Raw genomic sequence first — 1,048 nt, forward strand, 5'->3', positions numbered from 1 at the left:
CGTGGGACTCGTTGCCGAAGCCGCGGGAGATCTACGAGTTCCTGGACTCGTATGTGATCGGTCAGGACCAGGCGAAGAAGGCCTTGTCGGTGGCGGTGTACAACCACTACAAGCGTGTGCGGTCGGAGGGTGAGCGTCCGGGGTCGGAGGGCGTGGAGATCGCGAAGTCCAACATCTTGCTGCTGGGTCCGACGGGGTCGGGCAAGACGCTGTTGGCGCAGACGCTGGCGCGGATCCTGAATGTGCCGTTCGCGATCGCGGACGCGACGGCGCTGACGGAGGCGGGGTATGTGGGGGAGGATGTGGAGAACATCCTGCTCAAGTTGATCCAGGCGGCTGATTACGATGTGAAGAAGGCCGAGACGGGGATCATCTATATCGATGAGGTCGACAAGGTCGCGCGTAAGAGTGAGAATCCCTCGATCACGCGTGATGTGTCGGGTGAGGGTGTGCAGCAGGCGTTGTTGAAGATCTTGGAGGGGACGACGGCGAGTGTGCCGCCCCAGGGTGGGCGCAAGCATCCGCACCAGGAGTTCATTCAGATCGATACGACGAATGTGTTGTTCATCTGTGGTGGGGCGTTCGCGGGTCTGGAGAAGATCATCGAGTCGCGGACGGGTCAGCAGGGGATGGGGTTCAATGCGGTTCTGCGGCCTCGGGGTGAGGTGGCGGAGTCGGGGTTGTTCGGTGAGGTGATGCCGGAGGACCTGTTGAAGTTCGGGATGATTCCGGAGTTCATCGGTCGGTTGCCGGTGATCACGAGTGTGGATGATCTGGATCGTGGGGCGTTGATCCGGATTTTGACGGAGCCGCGTAATGCGTTGGTGAAGCAGTATCAGCGGTTGTTCGAGTTGGACGGTGTGGGGTTGGAGTTCACGCCGGAGGCTTTGGAGGCGATTGCTGAGCAGGGGATTATTCGGGGGACGGGTGCGCGTGGGTTGCGGGCGATCATCGAGGAGGTGTTGTTGTCGGTGATGTACGAGGTGCCTTCGCGTGAGGATGTGGGGCAGGTGATCATCAGTCGGGAGACGGTGATCGACAACGTGAA

General features: G+C 60.7%; 1 protein-coding gene. It reads left to right on the plus strand.

Features of this window, described 5'->3' with window-relative positions; all coding sequences use genetic code 11:
- Positions 1-1,048, plus strand: a 1,048-nt coding sequence (gene clpX / locus ACFQBR_RS33570; protein ID WP_378554984.1) for an ATP-dependent Clp protease ATP-binding subunit ClpX, incomplete at both ends; no start/stop codon positions are given.

Source organism: Nocardiopsis tropica (assembly GCF_042660575.1).
GTDB classification, from domain to species: domain Bacteria; phylum Actinomycetota; class Actinomycetes; order Streptosporangiales; family Streptosporangiaceae; genus Nocardiopsis; species Nocardiopsis tropica.